Source organism: Priestia sp. P1_B12_1 (assembly GCF_056406695.1).
On the sequence record NZ_JBFTZR010000001.1, the window covers coordinates 745,333 to 771,308 of the forward strand.

Below are 25,976 nucleotides of genomic sequence, written 5' to 3' on the forward strand. Positions count from 1 at the left end.
ACAAAAAATAGACCCTATTAAGAAAGGGTCTTTTGGTCAGCTTGTTCGTACGCTTGAACGATGCGTCCCACAAGTGGATGGCGCACAACATCTGACTGTTCTAGATGAATAAACGAAATACCTTTAACATTGGTCAGGATTTTCGAGACAGCCGCTAGACCAGACTGAGCTCCTTTTGGTAAATCAATTTGTGAAATATCTCCTGTAATCACCATTTTAGACCCAAATCCTAGTCGTGTTAAAAACATCTTCATTTGCGCCATCGTGGTGTTTTGCGCTTCGTCTAAGATAACAAACGCATCATCTAGTGTACGACCTCGCATATAAGCAAGGGGTGCTATTTCAATAACTCCGCGTTCGATTAGGCGTTGCGTATGTTCTGTTCCTAATACATCATGTAATGCATCGTACAGAGGCCGCAAGTACGGATCTACTTTTTCTTTCAGATCTCCTGGCAAGAAGCCAAGACTTTCACCTGCTTCAACAGCAGGACGTGTTAAAATAATACGCTGCACGTGACCATTTTTAAGAGCATTAACGGCCATGACAACGGCTAAATACGTTTTACCAGTACCAGCAGGCCCAATTCCAAATACCAAATCATTTTTCTTAATAGCCGAAATGTATTGACTTTGTCCTAATGTCTTAACACGAATAGTCTTACCTTTTACATTTTTACCAATCTCTTCTTCATATACATCTTCAAAAAACTCGAGAGAATTTTTCTTAGCTAATTGAATCGCATACACAACATCTCGTTCAGATATGGAAATATTTTTTCGGATAATGTTCAGTAACTTTTTAAGCATTTCTTCCACTAGCTGAACATTTTCTGTACTTCCGGAGACTACAACAGTCTCACCTCTTGAAATGATAGAGACCTGCATTTCTTCTTCAATTCGCTTTAAATTCGCATCTTGTACGCCAAATAATGAAATGGCTTCGTTTGAATCATCAAGTTGTACGTTAATTGTTACTAGCTGTTCTGACATTCATCAATCTCCTTGAATAATTGGTTGAGTGTTCGCAATATTTTCTATAACTTGGTAATGTATTGATAATCTAACTTTACCATTGTCCTGTTCTTGGTGCAAAACTTTTTCACCTTTTATTTTAGCATCCTCACCTAAAGTTGATAGTAATTTTTTTCGACCGATTTCCAAAGCTTTTTCCACCGCCTCTTGTTTAGAATAGACGCGCTGCGAGTTCTGTTCTTCTCGTACAGCAACTTTCTCATACGACAGAGGTAACTTCCATTTAAAAAAATAGAGTGGATGCTCCACTTTTTCTGTCACCTTTGAACCGTATTTTTCTTTGTTAAAAGCCCAAAGAGGCATTTTAAAAGCTTGAAAATCTAAATAGTGCTTCGTATATCCATTACCCGTTAATACCTGAAAATCAGTTTTTAAAGGCACTTCCACCTCAGACTTATACCATGTTTCACCGTAGACTTTCCCTTTAGCAGCTACTACTTTTTTATTTTTTTCGTTTCCAATAATACCGGAAACTAAGACCTCGCCTTCATTGACAAAATCATTAACCTTGACTAAAGGTTGTCCTTTTTCGACAAACAAATTCGTAATAATGGCTTTCTTTTTAGCAATTAAATGTTGGTAAGGTGTTTTTTGCTGAGGCTTGGGCTCATTTTTTTCAACCACTTGGAAGTGATAAGAAGTGCCGCGCACTTCTACTCCCACCCAGGTAATATTGTTCATATTATCCGTTAAATAGCGCTGGATTTTTTCAGGACTCTCTAACAGAAATTGAAACTCTCCTCTTTTTACACCTATTTTGGCGAGTTGCTTAGTCATTTGATGTTCTGTTTGTGGTTCTGCACCGCTAATTTCCACTTTCCACACCATGTTGGAAAGCAAACCAAGAATAATAAAAAAAGAAAGAAAACCTAAAGCAAATCCACTATTTTTGATCACTCGTTTTGTTAAAAAAGGAAAACCCCTGCCTCTTATAAAGTAAATTTTACAATCTGCGTTGCGAATTAGTATACGAATTTTCTTTACATCTTTCAATAATATTGTTGCTGTCGCTAGCTGACCGTCAACTTTATGGACATTCGAAATCATAATCTGTTGTCTCACACAATTATTTAAGAAACGTTCAATTCCTTTTCCAACAATTCGAATACGTACGGTACCAATAACAAAGTTTGTCCATCCATTCTTCATTTTTTTCCTCCTTGTGTTATTGTTCTAAATAAAGAACTTGATTGATTTTACCTTCTAAAACCAGTTCTTCTGGCAGTATTACTTTAATGACCAGTCCTTCACCTCGAATTAACATTTGTCCCTGTTTTAGTAACACGCGTATTTCAGTATCAGAAAAGGCTAATAAACCTTTATGGTTTTCAATATAAATGTGTATTTGTCCAACTAACGTAATACGGGGAAGATCCATTAATACATCAGCGGGTAGTTCCATTGTTTTTGTCATCCATCTTTTCATTTGGTGTCTCCACTTTTTGCTCATAAAAAGAACCCCCTTTCATCTCATGTTTATGAGAAAGGGGGTTAATGTATCACATCTATTTATCGTTTATATTTACGTTGTTTCGATTTTGGCGGCCCTAGAATTTCGGACCATACCACTCCTTGAACAGCTTCTTTACGAGAAATGGGCTTGAAAACGTTTTTCTCACCTGTGATTTTTGGTTTGTCAACCGTGATTTTCTTTTGAATAGACGGTTCATGATACGGACGATTTTTTAGCTCTTCCAATTTTTCTTGCAAAGGATTTGTTTCTGCTGATGGAACAGTTTCCGGCTCCATACGAGCTGTTTTGGGCTCTTCTTTGACAGGTCGATATCTAGGTCTTTCCCGCCTTGAAGGATTGTTTACAGGAGGCATAGGAGCTCTTTTAGAACGCTGCTGTTCTTCCTCTTTTGACTGAGCCATAAAACGCTGCACAACGTTAAAAATAATCCCTCCAATGATGACAAAAATGAAAGCATTATTAATAATTAGTTTAATAAGCGTTTCAACGATATTCATTAGGAGAAAACCTCCTTGTTAAGCTGATTCATTATTTCTCATCGTCTTCTTTAGACATTTTTCCAATTGAATCACGCATATCCGTATCAGCAGTCAAGTTTTGAATGTTCATATAATCCATGACGCCAATATTTCCAGAGCGCAGTGCTTCTGCCATCGCTAACGGTACTTCTGCTTCTGCTTCTACTACTTTTGCACGCATTTCTTCTACTTTTGCACGCATTTCTTGTTCTTGAGCAACGGCCATAGCACGACGTTCTTCGGCTTTTGCTTGTGCAATATTTTTATCTGCTTCCGCTTGGTCTGTTTGAAGAACTGCCCCAATATTTTTACCAATATCGATGTCAGCAATATCAATGGATAAGATTTCAAACGCTGTTCCTGAATCCAACCCTTTTCCTAACACCGTTTGAGAAATCATATCGGGATTTTCCAATACTTTTTTGTGATCTTTTTGCGAACCGATTGTAGAAACAATCCCCTCGCCAACCCGGGCAATAATCGTTTCTTCTCCTGCTCCCCCTACTAGTCGATCAATGTTTGCACGAACAGTAATTCGAGCTTTTGCTTTGACTTCGATTCCATCCATAGCCACCCCTGCAATAAAAGGTGTTTCAATAACTTTTGGATTAACGCTCATTTGTACAGCTTCTAGCACATCACGGCCCGCTAAGTCGATAGCTGCTCCGCGCTCAAATGTTAACTCAATATTTGCTCGGTGCGCTGCAATCAGCGCGTTTACCACGCGGTCAACGTTACCGCCTGCTAAATAGTGGCTTTCTAATTGATTAATGGTAATACCTAAACCTGCTTTACTTGCTTTAATTAACGGGTTCACAACGCGAGATGGTATCACTCGACGAAGTCTCATTCCGACCAGTGTGAAAATACTAATACGAACGCCTGCTGCTAATGCTGAAATCCATAGCATAATCGGTACAAAAGTGAAAAAAACAGCTAAAGCAATAATTGCTAGACCAATAACTACAAAAAACAATACGCTACCTACTTCCATTAATTAAGGTCCTCCTTTTTCAAAGGCTCTGTAAGCTTCCGCACCACAACCCTTGATCCCTCTACTTTTATAATATTTACTAACACATCTTTGTCTAAATATCCGCCTTCAGTGACTACATCCACATACTCTTCATCGATGAGCACGGTACCTGAAGGACGAAGCGGTGTTGTTGTTTTACCTTGTTTTCCTATTAATTCATAACGATTTTGATTCGACACGTAGCCAGATTCGGTATTAAGTGAATCATTAAGCACCATTTTTTTGAAAGGTGTAAGCTTTCTTTTAAAAAATTTCATCATCACAAACGCACCTCCCAGTGCCACCACTATTGCAATTACAAGAGAAATTCCCATTTCGACATTATTATCTGTTGACATAAAAAAACTTAAAATGATAGCTCCAAGCCCTAGTAGTCCTAAAACTCCGCCTGGTACTACAATCTCTAACAGAAGCAATATAATTCCTGCTATAAATAAAACGAGCGCTTCCATGCCAGCTAACCCTGCTACCATATGACCATAGAAAAATAAAAGAAGTGAAGCTATTCCAATAGAACCCGCAATACCAAATGAAGGCGTAAACAATTCAATTACAATTCCTAAAGCACCAATGGATAATAAAATGGGAACAACAAGTGGATGGGTAAGAAAACGAGCAATTTGTTCACTTACACTCATTTTCGCATACGTCAGTTTAGCATCTTCATAGCCAAGTACGCTTAGGAGATCGTCTAAATTTTTCACAGTCCCTTCTGAATAACCAACTTGCTCTGCTGCACTCTTCATAGCCGATAACCAGTAGGACTGAGCTTTTTTTCCTGCGGCATTTCCCTGTTGGTCAATCACAGCTGCCGACCCCATTGTAGAACCGGGTGTCATATAAATTTGATCGGCGTTAAGTGCAATATACGCTCCGGCTGATAATGCTTTTTTATCGACAAAAGCAGCGGTAGGAATAGGTGTTGAGGTTAAGCTTTTAGCTATTTCAGAAGCTGCATCTACAGCTCCTCCAGGAGTATCTATGTCCAATATAATCAAATCTGCACCGTCATTTTCCGCATCTTCAATGGATCTGTTTAGAAAAGAAAGCAGTCCATTTTCTACCGTTTTATTTACAGGAATAACGTGTACACGCTTCACGTCAGCGGTGCTAATAGTAATAACCCAGTGGCTAAGATAAGAAAGCACACGAAAGAAAATAAGGTTTTCACCGAATACACTTCCCTCCTTCCATAGATAGTATGAGCATGTATCTGTATATACGAATAACTTTAACAATAGTTTCAAATTTTTTAAAATTTATCTATTTTATTCTTTGCACAAGAAAAACAAAACATACGTTCGATTGTTATCCATATAAAAAACACCTTACACAAGGTAAGGTGTTTTTTATGATAAGTGTTGAAGGACAAGCTTATTAACAAGAGAGCCATCCGCTTTGCCTTTTACTTTCGGCATAAGCGCTCCCATAACTTTCCCCATATCAGCTTTAGAGGAAGACTGCGTTTCTTCAATCGTCGTTTTAATAATTTCAGATAACTCTTCTTCAGTTAGCTGTTTAGGAGCGTAAACTTCTAAAACCGCTAATTCAGAATGAATTTTATCAACAAGATCTTGACGACCTGCTTTCTCAAATTCATGGAGGGAGTCTTTACGTTGTTTGAATTCGCGAGAAATAACCGTCAACTCGTCTGCTTCAGTTAGGTCAGTTCCTAACTTAATGGCTTCGTTTTGAAGAGATGCTTTGACCATACGAATGACCCCAAGCTTCTCTTTCTCTTTGTTTTTCATCGCTTGTTTCATATCACTATTTAAACGCTCGAGAAGACTCATAAATCCACCCTCTTATTAGAACTTGCGTTTTCTAGCAGCTTCAGATTTCTTCTTACGCTTTACGCTAGGCTTTTCATAGAATTCGCGCTTTCTTGCTTCTTGTAACGTACCAGTTTTTGAAACTGAACGTTTGAAGCGACGAAGAGCATCTTCAAGCGATTCGTTTTTACGAACAACTGTTCTTGACATTCTAATTCCCTCCCTCCGAACAAAACCACTAACATCATAATGAAATGACATGTTAGACATGTCTTTTGCAATTATAATATAATGATTCCTTAAGGTCAACCGCTTTACATAAAGTAATGCAGTTATTCCCCCTTTATTTTATGAACTTTCTTGATAAAACATTACTCGTTCAGCTTTTTTACACGTATGAAAAAAGCTGCATATACACGCAGCTTTCCAATAAGTGTTATGAGCTCATTTTCACCTGATCTTGAAGATGAACCTCATCTAGCACGCGAACAAACTCACCTTCATTATAAGGATATCCAGCTTTTGAAATTTTCACTTTTACAAGCTTTCCAACCATTTCTTCAGACGCTTTAAACACAACCTTTAAGTAGTTATCAGTATATCCTACATATAAACCACTTTCAGGATCTTCTTTATATTTTTCTTCCGGAATTACTTCTAGTACTTCTCCTTCAAACGTTGAAGCATATTCTTTTGCCAATTGATTTGAAAGTTCGATTAAACGATGCACACGTTGATTTTTTACTTCTTCATCAATTTGGTCGGTCATACGAGCCGCTGGCGTACCTGTACGTTTAGAATACGGGAATACATGAAGCTCTGAAAAACCGTGCTCTTTAATAAAGTTATACGTCTCCATAAACTCTTCTTCTGTTTCACCTGGGAAGCCAACAATAACATCTGATGTAATCGCTAATCCAGGAAGAGCTTCTTTCAGACGGTTTAAGCGCTCACCAAAGAACTCCATTGTATACTTACGACGCATGCGCTTCAATACCGTATTTGAACCTGATTGAAGAGGAATATGCAAATGACGTACAACCATTTCTGATTGATCTAGTACCTCAATCACTTCGTCCGTAATTTGACTTGCTTCAATTGACGAAATACGAATGCGTTTTAATCCTTTTACTTGAGACTCTAAATCACGAAGAAGCTGGGCAAGATTGTAATCTTTCATGTCTTCTCCGTATCCGCCAGTGTGAATACCTGTTAACACGATTTCTTTATAGCCCGCATCCACTAGCTGCTGTGCTTGTGCTACTACTTCTTTAGGATCACGAGATCGCATTAAACCGCGCGCCCATGGAATAATACAGAATGTACAGAAGTTGTTACAGCCTTCTTGAATCTTTAACGAAGCACGCGTACGGTCTGTAAAAGCCGGTACATCTAGCTCTTCATATACGCGTGTTTTCATAATGTTTCCTACGCCGTTAATCGGCTGACGCTCTTTTTTAAATTGTTCAATATAATCAAGCATCTTAACGCGATCTTGTGTACCTACTACGATATCAACACCAGGAATGGCCATAATTTCAGCTGGCGAAGTTTGAGCATAACACCCAGTTACACAAATAACCGCATCTGGATTTTTCCGCACAGCTCTGCGAATAACTTGACGGCTTTTTTTATCTCCTGTATTTGTTACCGTACATGTATTAATTACATATACATCGGCAGTTTGTTCATATTCAACACGCTCATAGCCTTGGCCTTTGAACAATTGCCAAATTGCTTCTGTTTCATAGTGATTTACTTTACACCCTAGCGTGTGAAAAGCAACTGTTGACATAATCGTCACCTCATTAACTCAGTTTGATAAGATATAGCAGACAGCGCATATAAAGGAGCTGTTTCTGCTCGTAAAATTCGCGGACCAAATCCGCTTATTGTAAATTCATTTTCTTCTAATACTTCTACTTCCTGCTCGGTCAAACCACCCTCGGGACCTACAACCACAAGCACGGAATGGCCGGGTTTTAAAGCCGAAAGAACAGCGTGCAGATGAGATGTTTCTCCTTGCTTTGCTCTTTCTTCATAGGCTACAACTTTATGAGTATAGTCACCGCTAATTTCTAATAGTTTTTTAAAAGAAATTGGGGCTTCTACTGCTGGTACAATCGTACGATGAGATTGTTCTGCAGCCTCTTTAGCAATCTTGTTCCAGCGATCTACTTTTTTTTGACTCTTTTTATCATCCCATTTAACAACTGAACGAGCCGCAATAAAAGGGATAAACTTATACGCCCCAAGTTCTGTCCCTTTTTGGATAATAAGCTCCAGCTTATCCCCTTTAGGCAGACCGTTCACAATTGTAACATGGACTGGAAGCTCTTTTTCTTCGCTTATCCATTCTATAATAGATGCTTTCACTTCGTTAGCGGAAATATTTTCAATTTCACACAAAGCAGCTTGCCCCTGTTCATTACAGGCAATAAACTGTGATCCTTCATTCATTCTCATGACGCGTGAGATATGATGGGCATCATCTTGTGTCACTATGACACTTTGCTCTTGAAATTGATCATTTGGCAGAAAATAACGTTGCATCTTGACACCTTCTCACTTGTTAAGCTTGTTTTTGCGCAATAATTGCTACCCAGTCTTCCATAAGCGTTACTTCTTGAATAACAAAGCCCGCTCCCGTTAACGCTTTTTTGACATCTTCTTTTTTCGCACTAATAATACCTGATGTAATGAACATGCCTCCTGGCTTTAATACTTTTGCAGCATCGTCTACAAAACGAACGATTACTTCAGCTAGAATATTCGCCACAACAATGTCAACCGGTCCTTCTATACCTTGCAATAAGTTGTTTTGACCTACTGTTACGACGTTCCCAACTTGATTCAATTCAATATTTTCGCGAGCAGAACGTACCGCTACTTCATCAAGGTCTAGAGCTTGTACATTACTTGCTCCTAACAGAGCCGCGCCAATGCTTAGCACTCCTGAACCTGTACCCACGTCAATAACAGTATTTCCTGCTTTCACTGTTCTTTCCAATGCTTGAAGAGACATAACCGTTGTTGGATGCGTACCTGTCCCAAAAGCCATTCCGGGATCAAGCTCGATAATCAATTCATCTGTGCTTACTTTTTCATAGTTTTCCCAAGTTGGTACAATCGTAAAACGCTCTGAAATTTTCACCGGATGGTAATATTTTTTCCAAGCAGTGGCCCACTCTTCCTCGTTCACTTCACTGATCGTAACTTTGTTAGCTCCTAAATCAAAGTCGTAAACAAGCAGTCCATTAATTTCTTTTTTGATACCATCCACAGTTTCTGCTAAAAAGCTGTTAACTGGAAGATATGCTTTAATCACTACACCTTCTTCTGGGTAGTCTTCTACGTTTAAATCGTAGATTTCACCAAAAGTTGTATCTCTGTCCTTCACTAAATCAGCAGGATCTTCAATGACTACCCCGCTAGCTCCTGATTCATGTAAAATATGAGAGATGGGTTCAATTGCTTCTTGCGCTGTATGAATACAAATTTCAGACCATTTCATTGCTACCAACTTCATCCTTTCTGCCTTCAGTAATATAGGATTTTAAATATGAACATGACAGATGACAGGTTGGCAAAGTACCTTTACCAACCTGTCTCTGTTTACTATGAAAGACAATTATTCTCCTTTAATTGCTCGTTTTACTTTTGCAAAAAAGGAATCATGCTGCTCATCAACGGCTTCTTGACCGCTCAGTTCAGCGAACTCACGCAATAATTGTTTTTGTTTTTCTGATATTTTTGTTGGAGTTACAACTCGAACGTGAATATGCTGATCTCCTTGACCATATCCTCGTACGTTTGCCACACCTTTTCCTTTTAAACGGAATTTCGTTCCCGTTTGTGTACCAGCAGGAATCTTCAGCTTCACCTTGCCGTGTAGAGTTGGTACTTCTACTTCATCACCTAGCGCTGCCTGAGCAAACGTTAAAGGCATTTCGCAGTAGATATCGTCTCCATCACGTTCAAAGAATTCATGAGTGCGCACGTGGAACACTACGTATAAATCTCCCGGAGGACCACCATTTACCCCTGGTTCTCCTTGAGCACTTACGCGCAGCTGTTGACCATCATCTACACCAGCTGGAATTTTAACATTAATCTTACGTCGTTTTGTTACTTTACCGTCACCGTGGCACGTTGCACATTTGTCTTTAATGATTTTTCCCGTACCATTACAATGATGACACGCACGTCGATTTACCACGCGGCCAAACGGCGTGTTTTGTTCAACGTTTAACTGACCTGAACCATTACAGTGCGAACATGTATCGACTTTTGTTCCAGGTTTTGCACCTGAACCGTGACATGTTTCACACGTTTCTTCACGTGGAATTTCAATTGTTGTTTCTTTTCCGAAAACAGCTTCTTCAAAAGAAAGTGTCATCGTGTATTGTAAATCGGCACCTTGTCTCGGAGCATTAGGGTCACGTCTGCGACCACCACCACCAAAGATCGAGCTGAAAATATCTTCAAAGCCGAAGCCACCAAAGTCTGAGCCGCCTCCACCAAAGCCGCCAAAGCCTTGATTTGGATCAGTATGACCAAATTGATCGTACTGTGCTTTTTTTTGGTCATCACTCAATACTTCATATGCTTCTTTTACTTCTTTAAATTTGTCAGCAGCATCTTCCGCTTTGTTAATATCTGGATGATATTGTTTAGAAAGCTTGCGGTATGCTTTTTTTATTTCATCTTTTGTAGCGCTCTTACTGATACCGAGTACTTCATAGTAATCTCGCTTACTCATCAATACTCACTCCCGAATCGTTTCACATAAACGTAATTGTATCATTATTAATAATTCCATAGCAACATAAAAGTTACTTTCTATTGCTCCCGTGCACGCAGAGAGCCAAGTGAAAAACTTTCCCTTTCGCTTTTCCACGTTAAAAAAGTCAAAGCCAAGAAATAAGCTTGACTTTGACTTTTTAAAAAGATGTGAATCGCACCATGGCGTCATTCACGTTAGTCGTCAAGATGCATTATTTTTTGTCGTCGTTTACTTCTTCAAACTCTGCATCTACAACATCATCATTTTGAGCGCCTTGTTCACCTGCTTGCTGAGCTTGTTGAGCTTGCTCATACAATTTTACAGTTAACGCTTGAACGATTTCTTGAAGTTCATCTTTTTTCGCTTTGATTTCTTCAAGGTCATTCTTTTCAATCGCTGCTTTTAAAGCATCTTTTGCTTCGTTAGCTTTTGTTACTTCAGCTTCTTCTACTTTTCCTTCAAGATCTTTTAGTGTTTTTTCAGTTGTAAACACTAATTGATCTGCTTCATTGCGTAGTTCCACTTCTTCTTTACGTTGCTTATCAGCATCTGCGTTTTCTTCCGCTTCTTTTACCATGCGGTCGATTTCGTCATCTGATAAACCTGTTGAAGATTTAATTGTAATAGCTTGCTCTTTGTTTGTGCCTAAATCTTTTGCACGAACGTTTACGATACCGTTTTTGTCAATATCGAATGACACTTCGATTTGAGGTACTCCGCGTGGTGCAGGTGGAATATCAGTTAACTGGAAACGACCTAGCGTTTTGTTGTCTGCAGACATTGGACGCTCACCTTGAAGAACATGAATATCTACAGCCGTTTGGCTATCTGCAGCCGTTGAGAATACTTGTGATTTACTTGTTGGAATCGTCGTATTACGCTCAATTAGCTTTGTAAATACGCCACCCATTGTTTCGATACCTAGTGATAAAGGCGTTACGTCTAGTAATACAACGTCTTTTACATCACCCGTTAATACGCCACCTTGAATTGCTGCACCAAGTGCAACTACTTCATCAGGGTTTACACCTTTGTGAGGATCTTGACCAGTTTCTTTTTTGATCGCATCTTGTACCGCTGGGATACGAGTTGAACCACCAACTAAGATTACTTTATCAAGTTCGCTTGCAGAAAGGCCTGCATCTTTTAAAGCTTGACGCACAGGAGCCATTGTACGTTCTACAAGGCCTGCTGATAACTCGTCAAATTTAGCACGTGATAAAGATACCTCTAAGTGAAGAGGGCCAGCTTCTCCAGCAGTGATAAATGGTAAAGAAATTTGTGTAGATGTTACGCCTGATAAATCTTTTTTCGCTTTTTCAGCCGCATCTTTTAAACGTTGAAGCGCCATTTTATCTTTGCTTAAATCAACGCCGTTTTCTTTTTTGAATTCAGCGACTAAATAGTCGATGATTACTTGGTCAAAGTCGTCACCACCAAGGCGGTTGTCACCTGCAGTTGCGCGAACTTCAAATACGCCGTCGCCAAGTTCTAGAATAGATACGTCAAACGTACCGCCACCAAGGTCATAAACTAAAACTGTTTGATCTTCATCTGTTTTTTCTAATCCGTACGCAAGTGCTGCTGCAGTAGGCTCGTTAATAATACGCTCTACTTCTAAACCAGCAATTTTACCAGCATCTTTTGTTGCTTGACGCTCAGCATCATTAAAGTAAGCCGGAACTGTGATAACAGCTTTTGTTACAGGCTCACCTAAATACTCTTCAGCATAACCTTTTAAATGTTGAAGAATGATAGCTGACATTTCTTGAGGCGTGTATTGCTTGCCTTCAGCTTCCACCTTATGGTCTGTACCCATATGACGTTTAACTGAAATAATTGTGTTAGGGTTTGTAATAGCTTGACGTTTCGCCACTTCCCCAACTTGACGCTCACCGTTTTTGAATGCCACAACTGATGGCGTTGTACGGTTTCCTTCTGGATTTGGAATTACTTTTGGTTCGCCACCTTCTAATACAGCGACACAAGAGTTAGTTGTACCTAAATCGATACCAATGATCTTACTCATTGACAATGACCTCCTTCATAATATGTAGTGTTATTGATTCACTTTAACCATCGCAGGGCGGATGATTTTATCTTTTAATTTGTAACCTTTTTGAAGCTCTTCTACTACCGTGTTCGGTTCGTATTCATCGTCTTCTACTTGCATCACTGCTTGATGCTCGTATGGATCGAATGTTTTCCCGACTGATTCAATTGCTTCAACACCTTCTTTTTGAAGTGCCTCTACTAATTGACGGTATACCATTTCTACACCTTGCAGCACGGATTTAGTTTGTTCGTCCGCTGTGTTAACTTGTAATGCACGTTCAAAGTTATCAAGTGCTGGTAAAATATCCGAAACTAATGATTGAGCACGGTATTTTTGAGCAGCTTCTGCATCGAGACGTGAACGACGACGGAAATTATCGAAATCAGCTTGTAGACGTAAGTAGCGATTCTCTTCTTCTTCAAGCTGTTGCTTTAATTGATCATTTTCTTGTTGAAGAGGGTTTACTTCCTCAGACGCTTCAGCTTCAGTTGCTTCAGCAGAGTTTGTTTGAACTTCTTCAACCACTTCTTCGTTTTGTTCTTCTACTTGCTTTTCGTTTGACAATTCATTCACCTCCCTTAAATGTTTACACACATTTTCACATTTTAAACAACGTTTTTTATTTTATCACAGGGAAAGGATGGAAGTAATATATTCCACCCGATTCCTTTATTCTTTATACAAGTTTGTTAATACTTGAGACATATCTGATGACAGCAGTGTAAGCAAACTAATCACACGCGCATATTCCATGCGGGTCGGTCCCAGTATAGCAATTGTGCCAAGCTGTTCGTGACCAAAGGAATAACTAGCTGTAATTAAGCTGCACCCTACCATTTCATTCAATTTATTTTCATGACCAATTTTCACATGTATGCCAGCCTCATTTGGGCTTAACAGCTTATAAAACTGCTGTTCATGTTCAATAATGTTAAACAGCCCGCGAATTTTATTAAGATCATGAAATTCCGGCTGAGCAAACATATTCGTTTTGCCGCCAACTACTAATTTGCCATTCATGTTGAGCTTTAATGCATCATTGAGTATATCCATCGTCTGCTCATACCCTTGAATATGGCTTTTTAAGAGCGTCGCTACTTCTTTGTACATTTTATCATGTAAATCAGTAATGCGAACGCCGATGAGCTTTTCGTTTAAAATGTTAACCATTTTTTCAATATCGGAAGGTTGAATACTGCTCGGCAGCGTAATCGTCCGACTTTCAACGTGTCCTGTATCGGTCACAATAATGGCAACAGCTGACTGAGCCGTTAAAGGTAAAATCTGCAGCTGTTTTAACTTATGGCTGACCGCTTTTGGTCCTAGCACAATAGACGTTAAACTCGTTAAATCAGATAAAATTTGCGCTGACTTTTGAACGAGCTGCTCCAGTTCTACAATGCGTTCAGCGAATACCGAACGTACCGTGGAAACGTCGCTTGCTTTCAAGTGCTGCGGGGACACTAGATGATCAACATAATAACGATAACCTTTCTCAGACGGAACGCGCCCTGAAGAAGTATGAGTTTTTTCAATAAATCCAAGTTCTTCTAGGTCTGACATCTCATTGCGAATCGTAGCCGAACTAAAATTAAACTCTTCTTTCTTAGATAATGTTCGAGAGCCTACCGGCTGCGCAGATCGAATGAAATCATCAATAATGACTTGTAAAATTAATAACTGTCGATCAGTAAGCACGCTTCATCACCTCTGTTAGCACTCTAAAACTCTGAGTGCTAAATCTAATAATAAATTACCAAATCACTATAGCGATGTCAACGATTTGATATTAGATTATCCCAATAAAGGCTTGAAAAACTTCATTCCCCAAAAATCGACCGTTGTGTGTTAAAAAGACTGAGCTATTGTCTTCACCCAAAAGTCCTTTCTCTTTGTATTCTTGAATAGGTTCTCCAAATACATCTTTTAATTCTCGATTGAATTTTTTCTTAAACTCCTCTTTTGAGACTCCTTTCGTTTTACGAAGGCCCAAAAACATTTCTTCTTCCATTTTTTCAGCCTCGGTCACGCTCACTTCATTGAGATATGCATTTCCTTTTTGCTCGACCGAATCAATGTACTTTTTTAATGGTCCAATATTTGCTCGTCTTATTCCGTTTATATAGCTATGTGCGCCTGCGCCAATTCCGTAATAATCGTCGTTGTTCCAATAGGTTAGATTATGAATACTCTCGTAGCCTGGCTTTGCGAAATTACTGATTTCATATTGATGAAAACCTTGTTTGTCCATTTCTTTCATAAGCAGCTCATACATAGCTGCTTCTTCTTCTTGAGCAGGCAGAGGCAGTTTCCCTTTGTTCATTAAATTATAAAATACCGTTTTAGGCTCAATAATCAACGAATAGGCAGACATGTGCTCTACCTCTAATGAAAAAGCGGTTTGAAGCGTAGAAGAGAAATCAGCTACCGTTTGTTCCGGCAGGCTATAAATTAAGTCTAAGCTTATATTCGACATTCCAATCTTTCTCGCTTGCTCAATACAATCAAATACCTGTCTATTTGAATGCACACGTCCAATTTTCTCCAATAATCTTTCATTAAACGTTTGTACACCAATGCTTAAACGATTCACGCCATAATCATGAAGAAGCTGAAGTTTTTCTTTCGTCAATTCATTCGGATTCGCTTCAAATGTAAACTCACCTTTTTCGTCATAAGGAAGATACATACGAATGGATTCTAAAAAATACTCTAGCTGCTGTTCATCTAACGCTGTGGGCGTTCCACCCCCAACGAATATCGTGTTTAAATTGGTCGTTGGATAACGTTCGACTGTTTGTTTCATTTCTTCTCGCATGCTTTCCAAATACGGCATAACGGGCTGATTTTTAAAAAACACTTTATTAAAGTCACAATAGTGACAAATATGATGACAAAACGGGATATGCAGATATGCTGCCTTCACCATGGACTTTCACCTCAATCACATTTATAAATGATAAAAATACCGCAGAGTCTCTCTGCGGTATTTTTATCTATGTTCGTTCACACTTATTTACAGCGCTCAAAACTCTTTACTATCGTATCAGATTAGCTTGATTTTCAAAACTAATTTGACATGTTAAATAATAGAATTTCAGCTATTAATCTTCGTCCATGCGAAGCACAGCCATAAATGCTTCCTGCGGTACTTCAACAGAACCGACCTGCTTCATACGTTTTTTACCTTCTTTTTGTTTTTCAAGAAGTTTACGTTTACGAGAGATATCTCCTCCGTAACATTTTGCTAAAACGTTTTTACGAATGGCTTTAATTGTTGAACGCGCCACAATTTTTTGACCGATTGCCGCTTGAATCGGCACTTCGAACTGTTGACGTGGAATAAGCTCTTTAAGCTTTTCTACAATGACTTTACCACGATCGTAAGCCGAATCTCTGTGCACGATAAAGGACAGTGCATCGACCGTTTCGCCGTTTAAGAGAATATCCATCTTCACAAGTTTCGAAGGCTGATATCCGATAAGCTCGTAATCAAACGACGCGTAGCCTTTTGTATTTGATTTTAATTGATCAAAGAAATCATATACAATTTCAGCTAGCGGAATTTCGTATACAATACTCACGCGATTAGCATCCAAGTACTGCATATCAATAAAGTTGCCCCGCTTCTTCTGACAAAGCTCCATCACAGCACCAACATAATCGTTTGGTACCATCATCGTTGCCTTTACATACGGTTCTTCCACGCGTTCAATCTTTTGTGGGTCCGGCATATTAGACGGATTATCTACAGACAGATGAGTCTCGTCTGTTAAATACACGTCATAAATAACGCTTGGAGCTGTTGTAATTAAATCAATTTTAAATTCGCGCTCAATACGCTCTTGGATAATTTCCATGTGAAGCAACCCTAAGAATCCACATCGGAAACCAAACCCTAAGGCCTGAGACGTCTCTGGTTCAAACTGAAGTGCAGAGTCATTTAGCTCTAGCTTTTCTAGTGCTTCACGAAGATCGTTATACTTCGCTGTATCAATTGGATACAGTCCGCAGTATACCATTGGATTCAGACGACGATAACCAGGAAGAGGTTCACTTGCTCCATTTTTAGCAAGAGTAATCGTGTCCCCTACTCGCGTATCTCCAACGTTTTTAATAGCTGCTGTTAAAAACCCTACGTCGCCAACAGAAAGTTCATCTTTAGCAACGGCTTTTGGCGTTAACACACCTAGCTCCGTTACCTCAAACTCTTTTCCTGTTGCCATCATTTTAATTTTGTCGCCTACTTTTACTCGTCCCTGTACGATACGAATAGATGCAACTACACCTCGGTATGCATCATAAAATGAATCAAAGATCAGCGCTTGAAGCGGTGCATCTGGATCCCCTTCAGGAGCAGGAACTTTTTCAACAATTTGTTCTAAAATTTCTTCGATACCAATTCCTGCTTTAGCTGAAGCTAATACAGCTTCCGACGCATCTAATCCAATTACGTCTTCAACTTCTTGGCGCACTCGCTCTGGCTCTGCACTCGGCAGGTCAATCTTATTAATGACAGGTAAAATTTCAAGGTTGTTATCAAGTGCTAAATACACGTTTGCTAATGTTTGAGCTTCAATACCTTGAGCTGCATCTACTACTAGAATAGCACCTTCACACGCGGCTAAACTTCGCGACACTTCATATGTAAAATCGACGTGTCCCGGTGTATCAATTAGATGAAAAGTATACTCTTCTCCATCTTTTGCTTTGTATTGAAGCTGCACAGCATTTAATTTTATGGTAATTCCACGTTCACGTTCTAAATCCATCGAATCTAAAAGCTGAGCTTTCATTTCTCGCTGTGTTAACGCATTTGTTTTTTCTAAAATACGGTCTGCTAATGTTGACTTACCGTGGTCTATATGAGCAATAATCGAAAAGTTTCTAATTTTCGATTGTCGTTTCAATCTTGCTTCTCTATCCATATTTTTTTCACTCCTACTGAAAATCGGCAAAATACACTAAATTAAATTATAACAACACATTCGTCAACATTCAATAAGCATTCCATTGGGGATTTTTCCATACAAAAAAGCAGAAAGAAATTCTGCTTTTAATTAAGAAGATGATGGATAGCCTTAAAAGCTTTTCCTATTGTACTTTTCACGCCTTCCGCTAGACTTTGACCTAGCGAGGAGAAAAAGTTAAAAGCCTTTCGTTTTTCTAGAAACTGCTGTTTTTCATCAATATTCACGACTTTTTTTGAACCTAAAACTGCAGCTTCCACCTGACCATCTGACGTTTTAGACACATTAATAACATGTTCAATCGAAGGATCATTATATCCCTTCATTTTAATCAATCCTTGCTGAGCCGTCTGCATCCCTAAAAATACGACGCACAGTAAAAAAATGGTTAGCACTACTGATTTTAAAGTGAATTTAATCATATTATTAGGCCCCTTACTTCTTTATCTTCTGTAGTACTAACCATTATGACTATATTGTGAAGAACTCATTCATCTAAAAGCGTATTAATGAGTATATGCTCCAAAGTTCTCTTGATCCACTTCATGATGCAAAGCAGCGTTAAGTCCTCCTGCAACTACATTAGCCATATCTTCAATAAACATATCCACTTCTTTTGGCGTAACCATCAAATTATGACCTAAAGGTGCAAGCACTTCATGAATAAGACGTCTTTTTTCTTCATCAGGAAGGGTGCCAATCATCCCGAGATACGTTTGACGCTGCTCTTCATTGGGTAAGTCATCCTCCGTGAGCTTCTTTTTTTCTCCAAACGTCATACCGGACGGAAGCAGCGACTTAGACGGCTTTCCCTGCTCTTTCATTTCTCGGCCGAAATGTTTTAAGATAAAGTCAATTGTATCGCTTGTAATGGAAACAGCATCCACTACCGTTGGAATACCTATTGCAATAACTGGAATGCCAAGTGTTTCATAACTGATTTCTTTGCGCTTGTTTCCAACCCCAGACCCCGGATGAATACCTGAATCTGAAATTTGAATGGTAGCATTTACCCGTTCAATCGAACGAGCGGCCAGCGCATCGATTGCAATGATAAAATCTGGATTCACTTTCTTTACAACGCCAAAGATAATATCACTTGTCTCAATACCCGTCATTCCCATTACTCCCGGAACAATGGCGCTAACGGGTCTAAAGCCATCTTGCACGCTTTCAGGCTGTAGCTCAAACAAATGCCTTGTAATCAACAAATTATCTACTGCCTTTGGTCCAAGCGCATCTGGTGTAACACTTAAGTTTCCAAGACCCACTACAAGACAGCTAGCATCATCTGGAATGTTGAGGCTTTTAATAAAAAAATTCAGCTCTTTAGCAAATACTTCTTCCATGGCCTCTTGCTTTTCAGTATCCTGCTCGCGAATACCTACCGATTCAAGGGTTACATATCGGCCTTTTTTCTTACCGATTGCTTCTGCGCCTTCTTCCGTAATTTCTACCATTGAAATTTTGACACCTTGTTCTTCTTTTTCTTTTACAATTACGCCTTTGATTTCTGACTGGTTATTCGGTTTAGGCTGGTTTTCTAACGCTATGTCTTTTGCTTCGACAGCTAAATCCGTGCGCACGCTATATTGACTTAAATCAAGTTCTTTTTCCACTTCTTAACCTCCTAGACAATCTTTGTTGGAATTATTGTCACCGAGGACTGACAGATTCATGCATTTAAGAAATGAAAAGTGGAAAGAAAGGCGCAATATCAGCTACAAGCTTTTGAAGAGAGGTCTGTCATATAAAATTCCTTGTCAAGGCTATTGCATTCTGTCCTTGTGTTTGATAAAATATCTTTTGTTCTTATTGTGAAGAATGTCGAGTTCTATATAATCTCGATTGTTATCATTTCGGGAGGTGAAACGGATGCCAAACATTAAATCAGCTATCAAACGTGTAAAAACTACTGAAGCTCGCCGTGCTCATAACATTCAAGCTAAATCAGCTATGCGTACTGCAATCAAAAACTTTGAAGCTTTAGTTGAAAACAACGATGTAGATAACGCAAAAGCAGCATTTGCTGTTGCTTCTAAAAAATTAGACAAAGCTGCACAATCTGGTATTATCCACAAAAATGCTGCAGCTCGTCAAAAATCTCGCTTAGCAGTAAAACTTAACGGTTTATCTGCATAATTGAGACAAAAACGATCCCATTAGGATCGTTTTTTTATTGCGCTCTTTTTAATAAAAACAGCTGTAAAATAAGCGCTTTATCCATTTTCCCCGTCTTCATTTCATAATCTGCCTCTGCTAAATCCTTTAGAATTTCTTTAAGCTGCTGTTCCTCAAAACTTCTGCTCTGCTGCAAAGCAATTTTCACACGAAACGGATGTACCTTAATCGTTTGAGCAATTTGCTGCTGACCGTACCCTTGACTAGACAGCTGCTTCGTATGATAAATCAAGCGAAACTGCGTCGCTAACAAAGATAAAATTTTAATAGGCTCTTCGTTATTACGCAGTAAATCCTGATACATATTTAAAGCAGTAGAAACCTTTCGCTGAATAACAGCGTCAATAAGCGTAAATACATTTTGTTCAAGCGTTTTTGCCACAAGCTTAAGCACAACTTCTTTTGTAATAACTACGCCTTGTCCAACGTATAACACCATTTTTTCAATTTCATTTGTCACAAGCGTTACATTAAGACCCACAAGCTGAATAAGGAGAGTCACAGCATCTTCATCCATATTCACTCCATCTTTTGAAAGTAAATTACGAATCCACTGCTTCATTTCTTTTTCACCAAATTCGTTCGCTTCGATGTAAGCTGCTTGTTTTTTTAATAATTTTGTTATTTTTTTTCTTTCATCCAGCTTTTCATAAGGAGCTAGCAGAATTAACGTTGAAAAAGACGGGGGCTGCTCCACATATTGCTGAAGTTTTGCTAGATCATGCTCTACTTTATCTTTCGATTTTTCAGCCGTTAAAAATGCTGCATTTTTCGCAACGACTACACGCTTGTCTCCTAAAAAAGGAAGCGTTTCAGCATCTTCTAGAACTTGATCAATCGATGTTTCTTCTAAATCGTATAGTGACAAGTTAAATTCTTTATCTTCTTCATTCAACGTATAGTCGACGATTTTATCTCTAATCTTTTTACTCATAAATGCATTGACCCCGTGTATTAAGTAAACGGGGGCTATATTATTTTGGGTAATACTTTTTAAGCTATCAACTGCCAACGTATATACGCTCCTCTTTTTTATTCATCTATATTGATTATGTATAGTTACTGATAAACAAAATACAATTTCTATCGTAAAGGTGTTATGAGTTTTTGGCAACAATACAAAAGGAATTGCCTTAAAACGACAATTCCTCAGTTTATGATAAACATTAACAATATAAGCCCTAGGTTACTTATTTGTTAATGATTAAACCCTTATCTCTATTTTCTCCTCATGCTCGTAAAGTATAGTTGTTAACTGTTGTCAGTTTGTGAAAACGCTTTTAAATTGTCTAGATTTTTTAAAAAAGTTAGACTATACTGTAAACAGGAGGGGTGTTAATGAACCAATTTGAAGAAAGTGTCCAAAGTAAACGCAACGACGCTGTCGATTCTGCCGTAGGATTTGGTGTTTCATTTGGCTTTTTCACTGCCTTATTTGTTATTGCAACTGTGATTCACTACTTGGGTTCGTAAAATTGCTTCAAGGCTGCTTCTTAGCAGTCTTTTTTAGTTCGTTTTTCTTACTATAGACTATGGAAGTTGCTTTGAAAACGTTCCTGACTTTTTTGTAAATTCATACATTACTCCACCATCTTCATCCGTTCGATAAATATACACCCCGCAGCTTTTCAGAAGCTCTAATATTTCTTGATGAGGATGACCATAACGATTTTTTTGTCCCGCTGAAACAAGCGCTACTTTAGGATTTAAATGTTGAACAAACTCTTCTGAAGTTGAGGTTTTACTGCCATGGTGCCCAACTTTTAATACATCTGCTTTAAGATTTGGAAAGTCTTTCAATATTCTTTGTTCTCCTTCCTTTTCTAAATCTCCGGTGAATAGCCATCTTAAATTTCCTAACTTAGCGTCTATTACAATCGAGCCGTTATTGCTCGTTTCTTCGAAACCTGTTGGAGAAATAATCTGAAATAACACACCTCCATCTTGCCAGCTATCTCCTTGCTGAACAATGTGAACAGGTACGCTTTGTTTTTGAGCAGCGATTACCAAACCAGTCTCTACCTCATTTAATTCAGCTTTTTCTCCAAGCACCAGCTCTCCTACAGCCACTTGTGAAAATAAATGCTGTGCCGCCCCTGCGTGATCATAATCACCATGTGTGATAATCATTTTATCGACCCTTGTTATTCCTTTTGAATGCAAAAACGGAACAAGTACGTCTTCTCCCACGTCAAAAGAAGAACGGCGTTTTTGCCATGGTTCTTTTGGAAATGAAACCGTTCCTCCGGTATCGATCATATACACACCTTTTCGATAAGGAAGCTCAATGATAAAGCAGTCTCCTTGTCCTACATCGACCATTGTGACCGTTCCTTTTGGATTCAAATAAGGATACATACATTGGGCGGCTAACAATGCCAGGAGAAGAAACATATAGCGAACGAAAAATCGCCCTTCTTCGACCGCCACAAATAAAGCATAAATGCATACGTACATGCCCAAAAACAGCACAATGTGGGGCTTTCCTGTTACAAAATCAGCGGGAATCCACTCAAAAAAGCCAAGCAATTTTTCACAAACAAGTAAAAGAACATGAAGAATTTGCTCCAGCAGTTCACTCACTCCCGGCAAGAGGATATGAACAAAAAGAATGAGCAAACAAAGAGGTAATATAACAAGAGAAAACAGAGGTACAAACACCATATTTAATGGCAAACTGAGGAGAGATACTCCATAAAAATAGTACAGCAGTAAAGAAAGTGAACTGATTTGTGCAATCGCTGAAACAGCCATGAGCTGGCTGAAAGAAGAATGAAAACGGGGTAAAATCGTCTGACTCGATAAAATCAATGCAAAACTAACGGCAAAAGAAAGCTGAAATCCTACATCAAATAAATAGTACGGCTTAAAAAGCAGCATGGCCATAAAAGCAAGGCTGATGCTATCAACTAAAAGAATTTTTCTTTGTATTTTTATCGATATAAGCATCAGCATACTCATAAAAACAGCTCGGACAACTGAAGCGCTGCCACCAGCCAAAACCATGTATACAGGAAGAAGCAAAAGTAAAAGCGTAATGGCTCGCTCGCGCGTTATTCCAATCCGAATGAGCAAATAAAAACACATTGCTGTCAGCAGTCCAACATGAAGACCTGATATGGCAAGCAAGTGTATTAAACCAAATTGCTGATAGCGCTTGATACTCTCTTCTTCGATGCCGGTGCGCTCGCCGTAAATTAGTGCCTGCATAAACCCAGCGCCTGGATCCGACATATTTTGTTGAATATAATTAATTCCTTTTTGACGAATAAAGGTAAGGTACGTAAGTGGAGTTAGAGTGGGGAGCTGGCATTTTACCAAATCAAGTCTCTTAACGTTAAGCTGCCAATGAATAGACTGATGGTACAAATATTGCTGATAATCAAATGCATGAAGGTTGCGGGCAGGTGAAGGAGAAGTTAATTGCCCCGCTAGTTGACAAACTTGATGAATCGTTAGCTTTTCGAGCTGCTGTTTCTCTTCCAACGTTTTTAGTTTATAAAAAGCCATGACCTCTTCATTTTGAACCGTAAACTTAAAAGTAAGCTTGTCGCCGTCACTATGCGGCACAGATGAAATTTCGCCTGTAAAAGAAGAAGATTCAGCTAAAAGAACCGTTTTGTTATGCTTATTTGTCTCAGCTAATAGGTAGACGCACAAAACACTCAACAGTGCAGAAGCAATAACCACTTTCCTCGGACATTGTAGCCATTGAAAAATGAAAAGCACGATTAGCAAAAACAGGCTTACAGCAGAATAATTATCATATACATATAAAGCTATCATCATGCTAAAAGCACAGTAAATATAATATCCTTTCACTTTTAGCTCCTTTCTTCTTAAAAGAAAGAGGCTTCTTACTGTTACATAGTAAAAAACCTCTTTCACCTTTAATTTGCCGTAAATAAAGCGAGAGCTTCACGCTGTAAATTCATCACTTCTGCTTCGTCCGCTCCGCTTTTTTCTAAACGAGCGAGAACATCCGTCACAAATTGAAGCTTCTCTTTACTTTTTAAGTCAATGACTGCTTCATCAAGTTCAACTTTTGCTGTTTTCACTCCCGCCTGTTGAAATAACTCAACAGCATACGGGTGATTTTTGTAATCATTAGCGTAATATACTGTTTTAATTCCCGCTTGAATAAGGGCTTTACAGCAGTTTAAACACGGAAAATGCGTGACGTATACTTCCGCATCTTCTGTTTTCACACCAAACTTAGCACACTGCAAGAGTGCATTCACTTCTGCATGGACAGTTCTTACACAGTGTCCATCAATCACATAACAACCTTCGTCAGCACAATGCACGCCTCCGCTGATCGAGCCGTTGTATCCTCCAGCTATAATACGTTTATCACGCACCACTGTAGCCCCAACAGCCAGACGTTCACAAGTGCTTCTTAAAGCTAGCAAATGGCTTTGTGCCATAAAATATTGATCCCATGAAATCCGGTTCATCTCATTCCCTACCTTTTTATTTAAAACTGAATAATTATCATTATACTTGTCTCTTTCATAGTGTAGCGTTTCTTTTCCTTTTTCGTCAATAAGTCTCTACTGTACCGTAATTTGAGCTTTGATTTTTTCTAGCGACTTCTCGCCAATACCTGATACTTGCCCCAAATCCTCTACTGTTTGAAATAAGCCATTTTCCTCTCGATATGAAATGATGGCACTCGCTTTTGAAGGTCCAATGCCATTTAACGTTTGCAGTTCATCAGTGTTCGCTGTATTGATATTAACAAGGGGCTGATCGTTTGAAGTTCCTGAGGAAGAGATTGAAGAAACAGGAGATGAAGGCGGGATTTCTTCTCCAGCAGTTGGAATGTAAACTGCCATTTCATCTTGTAGCTTGCTAGCTAAATTGAGCTGTCTTAAGTCCGCTTCTTTCGTAGCGCCTCCGGCTTGTGCTAGAGCATCTTTTACCCTTGCATCTTTGGGAAGCTGGTATACACCAGGCTTCTGAACAGCTCCTTTAATATCCACCATAACAAACGGAGAATCTTGGCTCGAAATTACTTGATCAGACGACTCTCCTTTTTTTGCAGCAGAAGATTCTGCCCTTATCATATCTGAGGTTTGAAGAGAACTTTCCGGTTTCTCTCCACCTGTGCGATAGATATAAAAAGCCAAGCCAACTGCTAAGCAAATACACCCGATTAGCCAGTGTTTTTTTGAAAAAGTCAAATTGTACACTCCTTTGAATTTTGAAGTAACGTCATAAATTCCATTATGTCTTCATAGTGTTTAGAAGAAAAGGCTTTTGAAGGAGGGAATGAATCAGTGAACATAGGGTTTATCGGAACAGGAAACATGGGGAAAATATTAATTGATGCGTTTATTGAATCAAAAGCCGTACGTCCTTCTAAAATTACTATTATGAATCGCACAAAAAAAAGAGCCAAAGAGATTCAACAGCAGCATAAAAAAATTCATGTTGCTGATACAGCTGAAGAAGTTGTTCACGCATCCAAAGTCATTTTTATTTGTGTTAAGCCATTGGATATTCACCCCCTTTTAATAAAATTAGAACCACTGCTGACGAAAGATCATTGCATTGTATCCATTACCAGTCCAATTAGCGTAGAACAAATCGAACGCCTCATTCCGAGTCAAGCAGCTAGAATTATCCCTAGCATTACGAATCGGGCATTAGCAGGTGTTTCTCTTTTCACGTTTGGAGAAAGATGTACGCCTTTTTACCAAAATTATTTACATGAATTATTTTCATCTATGTCAAAGCCTGTGGCTATTGATCAAACGATTACGCGCGTATCATCCGATATCGTAAGCTGCGGTCCTGCATTCTTCAGCTTTTTGCTTCAACGCTTTATTGATGCAGCAGTTCAAGAAACAAATATTTCTGAAGAAGAAGCTACCGTCATGGCCAGTGATATGATTATTGGAATGGGAAAACTGTTGGAAAAAGAAATATTTACGCTTCCTACCTTGCAGGATAAAGTATGCGTAAAAGGCGGTGTAACCGGAGAAGGTATTAAAGTTTTAGAAGCTGAACTCGGAGAGATGTTTGTGCACGTATTTCAAAAAACACATGAAAAATTTGACGAAGACATTGAGCTTGTTCACAATCAGTTTGATAGTCTTATTCCATAATTTCTGTAGAAATCCTGCTTTGAAACAAAAAAAGAA

26 protein-coding genes are annotated in these 25,976 nt (G+C 38.8%); 3 read left to right on the forward strand and 23 right to left on the reverse strand.

The genetic code is table 11. The annotated features are described in order from the left end of the window. Positions 1-17 precede the first annotated feature (17 nt). From AC1D0Y_RS03920 to gpr, 19 genes are all read right to left on the reverse strand, one after another. Positions 18-992, reverse strand: coding sequence for a PhoH family protein (locus AC1D0Y_RS03920; RefSeq protein ID WP_028410624.1), 975 nt, complete (start codon positions 990-992; stop codon positions 18-20). A 3-nt stretch (positions 993-995) separates the two neighbouring features. Then, positions 996-2,183 (reverse strand): sporulation protein YqfD, encoded by a 1,188-nt coding sequence (yqfD, locus tag AC1D0Y_RS03925; RefSeq protein ID WP_028411649.1) that lies wholly within the window; start codon positions 2,181-2,183, stop codon positions 996-998. A 16-nt stretch (positions 2,184-2,199) separates the two neighbouring features. Beyond that, positions 2,200-2,484 (reverse strand): sporulation protein YqfC, encoded by a 285-nt coding sequence (yqfC, locus tag AC1D0Y_RS03930; RefSeq protein ID WP_013059232.1) that lies wholly within the window; start codon positions 2,482-2,484, stop codon positions 2,200-2,202. 59 nt (positions 2,485-2,543) lie between these two features. Then, a complete protein-coding gene (locus AC1D0Y_RS03935) occupies positions 2,544-3,005 on the reverse strand; it encodes a hypothetical protein (protein ID WP_028410622.1) in 462 nt (153 codons plus the stop codon). 31 nt (positions 3,006-3,036) lie between these two features. After that, entirely contained in the window at positions 3,037-4,020 is a 984-nt protein-coding gene (floA, locus tag AC1D0Y_RS03940; protein WP_013059234.1) for a flotillin-like protein FloA, read from the reverse strand. Further along, positions 4,020-5,162, reverse strand: a complete 1,143-nt coding sequence (locus AC1D0Y_RS03945) for an NfeD family protein (protein ID WP_477707346.1) — start codon at positions 5,160-5,162, stop codon at positions 4,020-4,022. The genes floA and AC1D0Y_RS03945 overlap by 1 nt, the downstream gene beginning before the upstream one ends. A 249-nt stretch (positions 5,163-5,411) precedes the next feature. Beyond that, positions 5,412-5,855: a GatB/YqeY domain-containing protein gene (locus tag AC1D0Y_RS03950; RefSeq protein WP_013059236.1), complete on the reverse strand. Its 444-nt coding sequence runs from the start codon at positions 5,853-5,855 to the stop codon at positions 5,412-5,414. Positions 5,856-5,870: 15 nt separating this feature from the next. Then, on the reverse strand, positions 5,871-6,044 hold the full coding sequence (gene rpsU / locus AC1D0Y_RS03955; protein WP_013059237.1) for a 30S ribosomal protein S21: 174 nt from the start codon (positions 6,042-6,044) through the stop codon (positions 5,871-5,873). A 226-nt stretch (positions 6,045-6,270) separates the two neighbouring features. Continuing rightward, positions 6,271-7,629, reverse strand: a complete 1,359-nt coding sequence (gene mtaB, locus AC1D0Y_RS03960; protein ID WP_025750549.1) for a tRNA (N(6)-L-threonylcarbamoyladenosine(37)-C(2))-methylthiotransferase MtaB — start codon at positions 7,627-7,629, stop codon at positions 6,271-6,273. 5 nt (positions 7,630-7,634) lie between these two features. Beyond that, complete coding sequence (locus tag AC1D0Y_RS03965) at positions 7,635-8,387, reverse strand: 16S rRNA (uracil(1498)-N(3))-methyltransferase (protein WP_427075305.1); 753 nt, start codon at positions 8,385-8,387, stop codon at positions 7,635-7,637. 19 nt (positions 8,388-8,406) lie between these two features. Then, positions 8,407-9,348 carry a 50S ribosomal protein L11 methyltransferase gene (gene prmA, locus AC1D0Y_RS03970; protein WP_028410618.1) on the reverse strand — a complete coding sequence of 314 codons (942 nt, stop codon included), beginning with the start codon at positions 9,346-9,348 and terminating at the stop codon, positions 8,407-8,409. Positions 9,349-9,465: 117 nt separating this feature from the next. Beyond that, positions 9,466-10,596, reverse strand: a complete 1,131-nt coding sequence (gene dnaJ / locus AC1D0Y_RS03975) for a molecular chaperone DnaJ (RefSeq protein WP_013059241.1) — start codon at positions 10,594-10,596, stop codon at positions 9,466-9,468. Between the two features lie 235 nt (positions 10,597-10,831). After that, positions 10,832-12,649 (reverse strand): molecular chaperone DnaK, encoded by a 1,818-nt coding sequence (dnaK, locus tag AC1D0Y_RS03980; protein WP_013059242.1) that lies wholly within the window; start codon positions 12,647-12,649, stop codon positions 10,832-10,834. A gap of 30 nt (positions 12,650-12,679) precedes the next feature. Then, positions 12,680-13,240 carry a nucleotide exchange factor GrpE gene (gene grpE, locus AC1D0Y_RS03985; protein WP_028410617.1) on the reverse strand — a complete coding sequence of 187 codons (561 nt, stop codon included), beginning with the start codon at positions 13,238-13,240 and terminating at the stop codon, positions 12,680-12,682. Positions 13,241-13,345: 105 nt separating this feature from the next. Continuing rightward, positions 13,346-14,374: a heat-inducible transcriptional repressor HrcA gene (hrcA, locus tag AC1D0Y_RS03990; protein WP_013059244.1), complete on the reverse strand. Its 1,029-nt coding sequence runs from the start codon at positions 14,372-14,374 to the stop codon at positions 13,346-13,348. A 91-nt stretch (positions 14,375-14,465) separates the two neighbouring features. Then, entirely contained in the window at positions 14,466-15,605 is a 1,140-nt protein-coding gene (gene hemW, locus AC1D0Y_RS03995; RefSeq protein ID WP_477707347.1) for a radical SAM family heme chaperone HemW, read from the reverse strand. A 175-nt stretch (positions 15,606-15,780) separates the two neighbouring features. Further along, positions 15,781-17,604, reverse strand: a complete 1,824-nt coding sequence (lepA, locus tag AC1D0Y_RS04000; protein ID WP_013059246.1) for a translation elongation factor 4 — start codon at positions 17,602-17,604, stop codon at positions 15,781-15,783. 128 nt (positions 17,605-17,732) lie between these two features. After that, entirely contained in the window at positions 17,733-18,068 is a 336-nt protein-coding gene (locus tag AC1D0Y_RS04005) for a DUF3679 domain-containing protein (protein WP_014458177.1), read from the reverse strand. Between the two features lie 84 nt (positions 18,069-18,152). Continuing rightward, complete coding sequence (gene gpr / locus AC1D0Y_RS04010) at positions 18,153-19,265, reverse strand: GPR endopeptidase (protein ID WP_013059248.1); 1,113 nt, start codon at positions 19,263-19,265, stop codon at positions 18,153-18,155. 256 nt (positions 19,266-19,521) lie between these two features. Here gpr and rpsT point away from each other — a divergent pair, with 256 nt between their 5' ends. Continuing rightward, complete coding sequence (gene rpsT / locus AC1D0Y_RS04015; RefSeq protein WP_013059249.1) at positions 19,522-19,788, forward strand: 30S ribosomal protein S20; 267 nt, start codon at positions 19,522-19,524, stop codon at positions 19,786-19,788. 34 nt (positions 19,789-19,822) lie between these two features. Here the strand turns inward: rpsT and holA are convergent, their stop codons facing one another. After that, the gene (holA, locus tag AC1D0Y_RS04020; RefSeq protein WP_477707348.1) at positions 19,823-20,839 is read right to left on the reverse strand and encodes a DNA polymerase III subunit delta; all 1,017 of its coding nucleotides are present in this window, start codon (positions 20,837-20,839) and stop codon (positions 19,823-19,825) included. Positions 20,840-21,165: 326 nt separating this feature from the next. Here holA and AC1D0Y_RS04025 point away from each other — a divergent pair, with 326 nt between their 5' ends. Continuing rightward, on the forward strand, positions 21,166-21,300 hold the full coding sequence (locus AC1D0Y_RS04025) for a YqzM family protein (RefSeq protein ID WP_013059251.1): 135 nt from the start codon (positions 21,166-21,168) through the stop codon (positions 21,298-21,300). 57 nt (positions 21,301-21,357) lie between these two features. On the opposite strand, the gene AC1D0Y_RS04030 is transcribed toward AC1D0Y_RS04025, so the two are convergent. From AC1D0Y_RS04030 to AC1D0Y_RS04040, 3 genes are all read right to left on the reverse strand, one after another. Next, positions 21,358-23,649, reverse strand: a complete 2,292-nt coding sequence (locus AC1D0Y_RS04030; RefSeq protein ID WP_477707349.1) for a DNA internalization-related competence protein ComEC/Rec2 — start codon at positions 23,647-23,649, stop codon at positions 21,358-21,360. 68 nt (positions 23,650-23,717) lie between these two features. Next, a complete protein-coding gene (locus AC1D0Y_RS04035; RefSeq protein ID WP_014458174.1) occupies positions 23,718-24,284 on the reverse strand; it encodes a ComE operon protein 2 in 567 nt (188 codons plus the stop codon). Between the two features lie 96 nt (positions 24,285-24,380). After that, positions 24,381-25,013 (reverse strand): helix-hairpin-helix domain-containing protein, encoded by a 633-nt coding sequence (locus tag AC1D0Y_RS04040; protein ID WP_477707350.1) that lies wholly within the window; start codon positions 25,011-25,013, stop codon positions 24,381-24,383. Between the two features lie 96 nt (positions 25,014-25,109). Between AC1D0Y_RS04040 and comER the strand changes: the two genes are divergently transcribed. Continuing rightward, entirely contained in the window at positions 25,110-25,940 is an 831-nt protein-coding gene (gene comER / locus AC1D0Y_RS04045) for a late competence protein ComER (protein ID WP_025750559.1), read from the forward strand. Positions 25,941-25,976: the final 36 nt, after the last annotated feature.

Bases quoted from the DNA above. Each gene is read 5' to 3' on its own strand.
- AC1D0Y_RS03965 (WP_427075305.1), bottom strand. From the start codon at position 8,387: ATGCAACGTTATTTTCTGCCAAATGATCAATTTCAAGAGCAAAGTGTC.
- AC1D0Y_RS04005 (WP_014458177.1), bottom strand. From the start codon at position 18,068: ATGATTAAATTCACTTTAAAATCAGTAGTGCTAACCATTTTTTTACTG.
- AC1D0Y_RS03950 (WP_013059236.1), bottom strand. From the start codon at position 5,855: ATGAGTCTTCTCGAGCGTTTAAATAGTGATATGAAACAAGCGATGAAA.
- dnaJ (WP_013059241.1), bottom strand. From the start codon at position 10,596: ATGAGTAAGCGAGATTACTATGAAGTACTCGGTATCAGTAAGAGCGCT.
- yqfC (WP_013059232.1), bottom strand. From the start codon at position 2,484: ATGAGCAAAAAGTGGAGACACCAAATGAAAAGATGGATGACAAAAACA.
- lepA (WP_013059246.1), bottom strand. From the start codon at position 17,604: ATGGATAGAGAAGCAAGATTGAAACGACAATCGAAAATTAGAAACTTT.
- AC1D0Y_RS03935 (WP_028410622.1), bottom strand. From the start codon at position 3,005: ATGAATATCGTTGAAACGCTTATTAAACTAATTATTAATAATGCTTTC.
- AC1D0Y_RS04025 (WP_013059251.1), top strand. From the start codon at position 21,166: ATGAACCAATTTGAAGAAAGTGTCCAAAGTAAACGCAACGACGCTGTC.
- AC1D0Y_RS03920 (WP_028410624.1), bottom strand. From the start codon at position 992: ATGTCAGAACAGCTAGTAACAATTAACGTACAACTTGATGATTCAAAC.
- hemW (WP_477707347.1), bottom strand. From the start codon at position 15,605: ATGGTGAAGGCAGCATATCTGCATATCCCGTTTTGTCATCATATTTGT.
- AC1D0Y_RS04035 (WP_014458174.1), bottom strand. From the start codon at position 24,284: ATGAACCGGATTTCATGGGATCAATATTTTATGGCACAAAGCCATTTG.
- yqfD (WP_028411649.1), bottom strand. From the start codon at position 2,183: ATGAAGAATGGATGGACAAACTTTGTTATTGGTACCGTACGTATTCGA.
- prmA (WP_028410618.1), bottom strand. From the start codon at position 9,348: ATGAAATGGTCTGAAATTTGTATTCATACAGCGCAAGAAGCAATTGAA.
- rpsT (WP_013059249.1), top strand. From the start codon at position 19,522: ATGCCAAACATTAAATCAGCTATCAAACGTGTAAAAACTACTGAAGCT.
- rpsU (WP_013059237.1), bottom strand. From the start codon at position 6,044: ATGTCAAGAACAGTTGTTCGTAAAAACGAATCGCTTGAAGATGCTCTT.
- mtaB (WP_025750549.1), bottom strand. From the start codon at position 7,629: ATGTCAACAGTTGCTTTTCACACGCTAGGGTGTAAAGTAAATCACTAT.
- dnaK (WP_013059242.1), bottom strand. From the start codon at position 12,649: ATGAGTAAGATCATTGGTATCGATTTAGGTACAACTAACTCTTGTGTC.
- floA (WP_013059234.1), bottom strand. From the start codon at position 4,020: ATGGAAGTAGGTAGCGTATTGTTTTTTGTAGTTATTGGTCTAGCAATT.